Source organism: Rheinheimera muenzenbergensis, assembly GCF_036984005.1.
In the GTDB taxonomy this organism is placed as follows: domain Bacteria; phylum Pseudomonadota; class Gammaproteobacteria; order Enterobacterales; family Alteromonadaceae; genus Alishewanella; species Alishewanella muenzenbergensis.
On sequence record NZ_JALAAR010000023.1, the window covers coordinates 43189 to 52133 of the forward strand.

Genomic DNA, 8945 nt, shown 5'->3' on the forward strand with positions numbered 1-8945 from the left:
AGTAATCAGCCTTTCTCACTACAGTTCTGATTAACACCAAATGGATTAGCCGGTGGATTGGCATTCTCATTGGTTAAAACGGCAGCAGACATTGGCAGACCATAATTACGATAAGCCACGTTTTCGGTACCGACAGCTTGACCAGACACTTGCAGCCGTATCGTCAACCAACCACCTGCGTCCTGCGGGTAAGTGACATTAAATACCGCGATACCGGCATCATCAGAGGTTACCGTGCGCTCAACTACCGCGATATTCCCCGGAGTAAGTTGGCCATCAATGTTAATATCTTCACCGCCATCTAAAATACCATTGAAATTAGCATCTTCACTGACACAGTTAACTGGATCAGTAGGTGCTAATGGAGCTGGAGTTCCTGATGTATCCCACTGTTTAAAGGTTTCAGGTGCTGGAGGTGATTTAACCCAGAAACCTTTACTGTAGTTAACAGACACCACGGCTACATTAAGTTGTTGGTTAGCGACCGGGTTGCCGGAGCTGTCGGTAACAATAATAGAGAACTCTTTAGCAAAAGTACTAATTGACGGCGCAGTAAGTGTATTACCGGTACCAAAGCGGAAAAACAGCGTTCTTTTGCCAACCGCGATATCAGTTTCGTCAAAAATACTGTTATTGCTTTGCAGTGCTGCTCTGATAATCAGGTTTTCACCTTCGACACCGGCTCCGGTATTGGCATCAGCAGTAAATACGGTTGAGGCAATCCCCTGCGAATTGGTCACTGCAGTACCGGTACTAATAACACCGCCGGCAGAATTGTCCAGAGTAAAGACGACAGTCTGGTTTTTAACCGGGTTGTTATTGGCATCACGCACTATAGCGCGAATAGCGCTGGATTCCCCAGCGCCTACCTGAGCAGGAAAAGCCTGGGTTTCAACCTTGCTTGGGTTAACCGCAACAAACTCAATCACCTTTTTCGCACTTACTGCATTTACTCCAGTGCCGCCGGTAGCCCCAATGGTAGATAAACCGGCAAATTGTGAACGAACGACTGCAACGGCTTTGCCATCTGCATCGGTAGTGCCTTGTGAAGTAACGCCACCGCTTAAGCCCGCTGCAGTAGCCGCAATTTCACCGCGGGTAGTATTAAACGTAACAGTTTCGCCGACGTTTGGCGTATTGTTTACCAACCACTCCACGCCTAGCTGTTGTGGGGTATTCAGATTAACTTCCAACACCTGGTCAGCTTCGCTTGCTGCTTGCGTAAAAGCAAAGGCGTCGGCACTAATTGCTACATTGGCTGTGTTGCTCACTCCAAGAGCGGTTACCCTAATAACATCGGCACCGCTGTTTACTGCAGTATAAGTAAATGAAGCTTTACCGGCAGAACCGACGGTTTGTGGTGTGGTATCGCTGATGGTATTGCCCAGCGCCGAGCTAACCTCAACCTCAACCCCCTGGATACCTGTATCATTGGAGTCAGTTAAAAACACATCTATCGTTGCGGTATCACCCAGCACTACGGAAGCCGGTGCCGCTAACTCAAGAGTTGTACCAACTACCGAGACGGTCAATACAGAGCTTTGCTGCTGCACCCGGGCCGTAACGGCAATATCACGGACATTTTTGTCAGTTTGCGTGGTCAGTGATGCTGTGGCCACACCATTAGTGCCGGTTTCGGCATCAATCTGCACCAGCTCGCCGGAGTCGCTGGAAAAGCTTACCGGAATACCAGGCAGTACCACGTTGTTGCTATCACGTACTAAGGCACTTAACTCAACTTTGGCACCGGCACCAGAACCCAATAACAAAGTGTCAGCAATTAATGATACCGAGCCCACAGTAACATCAACCTGGTCGCCACCATCACCGGCTGAATTAAAGCCCGCGGTAGAGCTGACAGTACCGTAGCTGGCCGTTAACTGGCCTGCGCCACTTTGGTTACCTACCAATAACGTCAAGGTTGCTACACCACTGGCATTGGTCAACGCAGTGCCAGAGCTATTACTAAAACTGGCCAGACTTTCATTGCTCAGGCTTAACTCAATAACCTGGTTGGCTACATTGCCACTATTAGTGGCCGTCAGTGTTGCAGTAATGGTAAGCGGTACAGCCTGCGACAAAGCAGTTGCTGCCTGACCATTGCTGTCAGTAAGCGCCACATTAAGTGTATATACCGGCGTGGTATTGCCACCGCCATCAGTACCGCCGTTGTCAAGTGTCCCGCCGCCGCCACAGGCTGCAAGCGCAGTAACGATAAGCGCAACAATAAGTTGCTGGATGTTTCTCATGAAAACTCTCCCAAGCTGATTTTTATATAGTTTTTGTTAATTCTGTATCTTAAACCATTAAACTGGCAAACGTCACAGCTATTTTGAAAAAAAAAACCACCTTATCTGCCTTTCCACAGCCTAAACTGATAGGCTACGCAATATTCTGAATCCTGTAACGCTTATATTCATTATGACGCAAAATAAAAAGCTGGGTTTAACAGCGCGCATTGTTATTGGTATGGTAGCCGGTATTTTGGTCGGTTTTTTCTTCAAATGGCTGCTGGCAGGCCAGGAAGAACGCATACTGCATTTTCTTTCTCTGGAAATACCGCTTAAAGCCTTCTTCGTCAATGGCTTGTTGCACATCGGCGGTGAAATTTTTATTGCCAGCTTAAAAATGCTGGTTGTGCCCTTGGTGTTTGTTTCGCTGGTTTGTGGTACTTGCTCGTTATCCGATACCAGCAGCCTTGGCCGGCTTGGCGGAAAAACCATAGGGTTGTATCTTATTACCACCGCCATGGCAATAAGCCTGGCGATATTTGCTGCGCTGTTATTCAGCCCGGGCGAAGGCGTGCAAATGCAGTCTGATGCCAATTTTAGCCTGGCCGAAGCTCCACCGTTGTCACAGGTGTTTATTAATATTTTCCCAAGCAACCCTATCGAATCGATGGCGAAGGGCAACATGCTGCAAATCATTGTTTTTGCAGTCTTGTTTGGTCTGGCGATGGCGATGAGTGGCAAGGCAGGCGAACGTCTGACGCTGGTATTTAATGATCTGAGCGAAGTCATTATGCGTCTGGTTACACTGTTAATGAACCTGGCGCCCTATGGTGTTTTCTTCCTGATGGCAAAGCTGTTTACCACGCTTGGTTTTGAGACTATTGCCAGCCTGGCAAAATACTTTGCCGTAGTATTAACCGTTTTAATTTTGCACGGCCTGCTAAGTTACGGTGTAATCCTGAAGCTGTTGACGGGCTTAAACCCGTTGATGTTTTTCAGAAAAATGCGCGACGCCGCACTATTTGGTTTTAGCACCTCAAGCAGCAACGCCACTATGCCGGTAACCATGGAAGCCGTAACCAAAAAACTGGGCGTCAAAAACAGCATCGCCTCGTTTACCGTGCCACTGGGTGCCACAATAAATATGGACGGCACCGCCATTATGCAGGGTGTTGCAACGGTATTTATTGCTCAGGTGTTTGGCGTCGATTTAACCTTGGCCGACTACCTGATGGTAATACTTACTGCAACACTGGCTTCGGTTGGCACCGCAGGCGTACCGGGTGTCGGTTTGATCATGCTGGCAATGGTATTACAGCAAGTAGGTCTGCCGGTTGAAGGCATTGCCTTAATTATAGGTGTTGACCGCTTGTTGGATATGACACGCACAGCAGTGAACGTTACCGGCGATGCAATGGTTTCCTGTATCGTCGCCAAGAGCGAAAAAGAATTCGATCCCGATGTATTTAACGACCCGGCTGCAGGCACCAAGGATGAAACCATTGATTTTCAGCACCTGCGCTGAATATAACCGCCAGCGGGCTCAGCACAGTGTGATGCGGTAGGCCCGTTCCAGCAAATACCCGGTGGCAAAACGTCGCCGGGCAAAGCCTTTGCCGGTTTGATCAAGCTCTGCGACTAACTCAATGTTATCACCAGCAAATAACCGGGCAACTTCAGCATAGTCAACACTAAAAGGCGGCCCGGCTTTTTCATGCAGCGGATACTCTACACTTAACAGCAAAATCTGTGTGCCAGCGGGCAACAAGGCTTTTAATTTGGCCACATATCGCTGGCGCATTTGTATTGGCAGCGCGATAAGTGCCGCTCGGTCATACACCAGCTTGCAGCCTTGCAACTGCTCCGGCCTAAGCTGAAAAAAATCGCCCTGCCAGATCTGAATAGGATCACTGTAGTAGTGCACAAAGCCAGCTTGCTGAAAACGCTGATAATCTAACTGCTGCTCGCTAAAAAAAGCATCGCAGGCAATTGCAGATAATTCTGCCCCTATTACCGTTAGATATTGCGCCAGATACACCATATCAGGAGACTTACCACACAGCGGCACCAGTACCTGCTGTTGCCCTTGCAATAGTGGCGGCAGGCACTGGCATAACAAAGGATGTGGTTGTTCCAGCTGGAAGCCCAATTCATTATGTTGCCAGCGGGCGTGCCAGAACGCTGCGTCCATCAGCGCAACCAGTGTTGTTGCGACAACTTTTGCCACCATTGGCTAAATATGCTGGCCGAGCCAAGACCCACTTTTTCAGCTATGCCTTTGCGTAGTTCATATTTAACCTGCACCACACGACGTTGCGGCAAACTTGCCATAATATAGTCGTCACTGGTTTGAATTTTGTCGATTAATTGTAATTCCACTGCCTGATAGCCAAACCAGTGCTCACCGCTGGCAACTTTATCTATATCCAATTGTGGCCGGTGCTCAGTAACAAAACGTTTGAACAACTGATGTGTCTGCTCCAGTTCTTGTTGAAATTTTTGCCGCCCTTTATCGGTGTTTTCGCCGAACAAGGTCACGGTGCGCTTATATTCACCGGCAGTAAACTGTTCAAAATCAACATTATGTTGTTTTAGCAAGCGGTTAAAGTTAGGTAATTGAGCAATAACGCCAATAGAGCCAATGAAAGCAAAAGGTGCAGCAATGATTTTATTGCCGATACACGCCATCATGTAACCACCACTAGCAGCCACTTTATCCACGGCCACGGTCAAAGCGATATTTTGCTGACGTAGCCGGTCCAGTTGTGATGCTGCCAAGCCATAACCGTGCACCATGCCGCCGCCACTTTCCAGCCGCAATAACACTTCGTCGTCACGGCCGGCTACCGCTAAAATAGCACTGACTTCTTCACGCAGGGCATCGGCTTCGCGTGCATCCATACTGCCGTGAAACTCGACAACAAACAGCCGGGCTTTGTTTTCCAACGGTTTAGCTTTTTCAGTTTTTTGCCACTGCTTAAAGGCTTTTTTATCAAATAAATGTTGCTGCAACTCTTTGGTTTGCTGCTGGTATTCAGCAGTTAAATCAGTGAATTCCAACTGGCCTTTTTTCGGCTTAGCCCGGCTAACCGCAGCACCGGCAACTAAGCCAATAATAACTGCAACGGCTAGTACTATAGTAACGGCCTTAGCCAAAAACAGACCATATTGATATAAAAATTCCAAGGCTTTCTCCTCTGCCGCTGTCTCACGCATTGTAGCGATAATTCAAAAAAGAAAAAGCCCGCTTAGCGGGCTTTAAATAACAGCGATAAACGCCGGTGTTACTGCAATACAGTGGGATCAGTCACTGCTACAGCGGCGCCTTGCGTCATAAACACGCTAACTGCCTGCATCTGCATTTCAGTAGTTGCGGCACCACTTGCAGCCGGGCTCAGAATAGAACTGTGATCACCCTCTGTAAAGCGGGCCACGGCGTTTCCGGCCAGCGCTTGTGGGCCAGCTACAGCGCTAACAGCTGAAGCGTTAAGCAAACGCAGCAATGGTTCGGTACCGGCCAGTGGCATTTTACCTGCAGCCAAAGCAAGTTGCGGATTAGCATAACCATTTGGAATAACCTGATCCGGCAAATTATCTGCGTTACCTACCACTTCAATAACGTAGGTAGGCGTTTCGCTTACCACCAGGCTCTGAGCATAATTGTTTGGATCACCGGCGTCGGTTACCGTTTGCGCTGCAAAAGCAAACTGCGAAAATGCAGAGCTTAGCGCTGTCAGCGCGGCAGTATTACCGGTTTGCGCCAGATACTCCGTGAAAGGTGTAAAACAAGCAGCAAAAGGTGCAGCTACCGGGCCACCACAACCCTGGCTTTGCGTAGCAAAAGTAACGTAACTTTCAGCCGTGCTGCCACCCGCGCCTAACAATATGCTGGCTTTTACCAGCGGGCCAAAAGACGGCGAATCAAACAGGAAGTTGGCTACGGCACCACCTGGCATAGCCAGCACAGTGCTCTTCACGTTATAAAGATTATCTAGATCTGTATTGCCTGACGGCATATTAGCCAGCGCTACCATAGAAGTACTGGCTATTGCACCCAGTGAATGACCTAATACCTGTACGTTGGAAACATCCAACTGTACACCCTGGACAAAATTCAAGCCCAAACGCAGCGCTAACATATCGGCAATACTCTGCCGCAGGTTGTCGCGGGTAACCAACAGGTTTTGCAGGTTCATATAAGCGGTAGCGGTACCCGACTTATTACAACTTGCGCCCGATGCATTGATAGGCCCAAAACCACGTGAACCATGCAGCGGATGATCGATTGCGACAGTAGCAAAACCACGTGCCGACAACGCACCGGTCAGTGCCAGCATATTTTCTTTACAGGAAGTGATACCGTGCTGCAGGATCACCACCGGCCAGCCACTGGCAGGCATTGCGACCATGTTAGCGTCCGGCACTGTCATCTGCACCGCAACCTGTTGATAGCTATCAATTTTAGGGATCGTATTGAACTTGGTTAAATGGCGGGCAGCGTCGACACCTAAATCACGTAATGCGCCACTACTTGCCTGCATACAGAAACCGTCGTTCGCTGACACCGGAGTGTCTGGTTTCATGCTGCCAGGTAAAGCTGCAATAATTGCACCGCTGTCACAACGAGCTGTCCAACGCCCAGCCAAAGGTGCGGTTGGGTTTTCTGCTGTGGCAGCGCCAAGATAATATGGCAAGGTAACCGAGCCCTGATACAAACGTGCCAGGCCAAACAGCGGATTACTAAAACTTTCACCCAACTGAGACACCGTCATGCCGGTATCCTGCACCACAAAATTTGCCGGACCGTAGCCGGTTGGTGTTGGCGACGCCATCAGGCTTTTCAGTGTAGACAGCACAGCCCCAACCGATTGCGTTGTCATCGCCGCGGTATAAACAATTGAATCTCTATCCACACCGTCTGCGGACACGGCATCTTCAAAACTATTAATCAGTTTTTGCAGTGCAATTTGCGAAGGTAAGCTCAGTGGCAGCGAGTCATCATCTTGTTTTACCAGCTCATAAGTTGTCGACGGTGCCAGGGCATTACCATTGTCATCTTCGATCAGTGAGGTCAGCACTGTCATATAAGTCGTAGCCGCTTTTAATGGCCGCAGCGGCACGACTACAATATTGTTACCGCTAACAGAAGCAATAAAATCCTGGCCAAACGTCAGCTCAGACACCACTTTACAGGCAAAACCACGGTTAGCGGTTGCACATTCAGTATCAGTTGACAGTGGGTCCTGCATTACCATTTCAAACAGACGCACGGCGCCGGGTTGCTGTACTGAGCTGGCGACTAACGCTGCGCCGGGGGCTAAATCTACCGCCAATGTGAAAGGATTTTGCGTCGACCAACCATCCAGCGCACCAAGCGCAACCTGAGGGTTAGTGTAGTCAGGCGCACTGCCGGCATCGGTAGTTAACGTGCCGTCGGTCGTACCCTGAAATAATAAATCGTTTGGCACTGACAAGCGCGGAACCGTGGCACCCGGATCAAATACCACGCGCGAATAAGGCTTTAACGTGTTGTTACCTGTCTCTTGCTTAATATCATCTAACGATTCGCCACCACAGCCGGCCAAACCTAACGCCAGTGCAACAGCCACACTTAGTGCAAGCTTGTTCATAGTTTCTCCCCTATCCTGACTCTTATTTTTTATATGCAAAGCAATTGCTTAGCTTGCTTTTTAGAAATCTGTTGTTCATATAGCCTGCAACAGCTACGACCAGTTAAAGTTAACTCAAACCAAAAGAAAGCGCTAGCTGAAATATGCAGAATCCACGAAGAAAGATGCAAAGTTAGCTATTTGCGCGTATGCTGGCGCCGTTTTTGCGCCGACAGCTGAGGATCTATGCATAATTTTCAACCAGCACAAGATGAACTAAAAGACAAAGTGATACTGGTCACCGGCGCCGGTGACGGTATCGGCAAAGAAGCCGCGCTCAGTTACGCCCGTTATGGTGCGACCGTAATTTTGCTCGGTAAAACAGTTAGCAAACTTTCTGCTGTGTATGATCAAATCATTGCCGAAGGTGGCGCCGAACCCGCCATAGTGCCATTAGATTTAAAAGGTGCAACCGCAAAACATTATAAGGATATGGCGGCAACTATTCAGGCGGAATTTGGCCGTCTTGATGGCGTGTTACATAATGCCGGTATTTTGGGCGTGCTAAGCCCATTTGAGCATATCGATTTGCCTACCTGGCAAGACATTATGCAGGTTAATGTCACCGGCGCCATGTTAATGACTCAGGCGTTGATCCCGGTGCTTAAACAGGCACAGCATGCCTCAGTAGTATTTACCTCCTCCGGTGTTGGCCGTACCGGCCGTGCTTACTGGGGCCCTTATGCAGTATCTAAATTTGCCACTGAAGGTTTAATGCAGGTAATGGCAGATGAGTATGCTAACAGCACGCTCAGAGTTAACTGCATTAACCCCGGAGCTACCCGCACCAACATGCGCGCCAGAGCTTATCCGGGGGAAGACGTCAACCAGTTAAAAACGCCAGCCGAGCTAATGTGGCTGTATCTGTATTTAATGAGCGATAGCAGCCTGACGGTCAATGGCCAGTCAATTGATGCACAGCGCAAATAAGTTTGCCAGTTGCTGCAATAAACAAAAAACCCGGCCATGCCTAATGCCGATCAGATAAGAATTTTTCAGATCAGTTGACCGATCCAGAGGCTGGTATATAAAGGCCTACAGAATA

6 protein-coding genes are annotated in these 8945 nt (G+C 48.9%); 2 read left to right on the top strand and 4 right to left on the bottom strand.

Features of this window, described 5'->3' with window-relative positions:
* Positions 1 to 5: 5 nt before the first annotated feature.
* Positions 6 to 2249, bottom strand: a complete 2244-nt coding sequence (locus tag MN202_RS18915; RefSeq protein WP_335737706.1) for an Ig-like domain-containing protein — start codon at positions 2247 to 2249, stop codon at positions 6 to 8.
* 172 nt (positions 2250 to 2421) lie between these two features.
* On the opposite strand from MN202_RS18915, the gene MN202_RS18920 reads away from it, so the two are divergent.
* Positions 2422 to 3756, top strand: coding sequence for a dicarboxylate/amino acid:cation symporter (locus MN202_RS18920; RefSeq protein ID WP_335737707.1), 1335 nt, complete (start codon positions 2422 to 2424; stop codon positions 3754 to 3756).
* Between the two features lie 18 nt (positions 3757 to 3774).
* Here MN202_RS18920 and MN202_RS18925 read toward each other — a convergent pair whose 3' ends face one another.
* From MN202_RS18925 to MN202_RS18935, 3 genes are all read right to left on the bottom strand, one after another.
* Entirely contained in the window at positions 3775 to 4461 is a 687-nt protein-coding gene (locus MN202_RS18925; protein WP_335737708.1) for a thiopurine S-methyltransferase, read from the bottom strand.
* Entirely contained in the window at positions 4422 to 5417 is a 996-nt protein-coding gene (gene sohB / locus MN202_RS18930; protein WP_335737709.1) for a protease SohB, read from the bottom strand. The genes MN202_RS18925 and sohB overlap by 40 nt, the downstream gene beginning before the upstream one ends.
* 98 nt (positions 5418 to 5515) lie before the next feature.
* Positions 5516 to 7861 (bottom strand): VolA/Pla-1 family phospholipase, encoded by a 2346-nt coding sequence (locus MN202_RS18935; RefSeq protein WP_335737710.1) that lies wholly within the window; start codon positions 7859 to 7861, stop codon positions 5516 to 5518.
* Positions 7862 to 8086: 225 nt separating this feature from the next.
* Here MN202_RS18935 and MN202_RS18940 point away from each other — a divergent pair, with 225 nt between their 5' ends.
* Complete coding sequence (locus MN202_RS18940; protein WP_335737711.1) at positions 8087 to 8830, top strand: YciK family oxidoreductase; 744 nt, start codon at positions 8087 to 8089, stop codon at positions 8828 to 8830.
* The last annotated feature ends 115 nt before the right edge of the window (positions 8831 to 8945 follow it).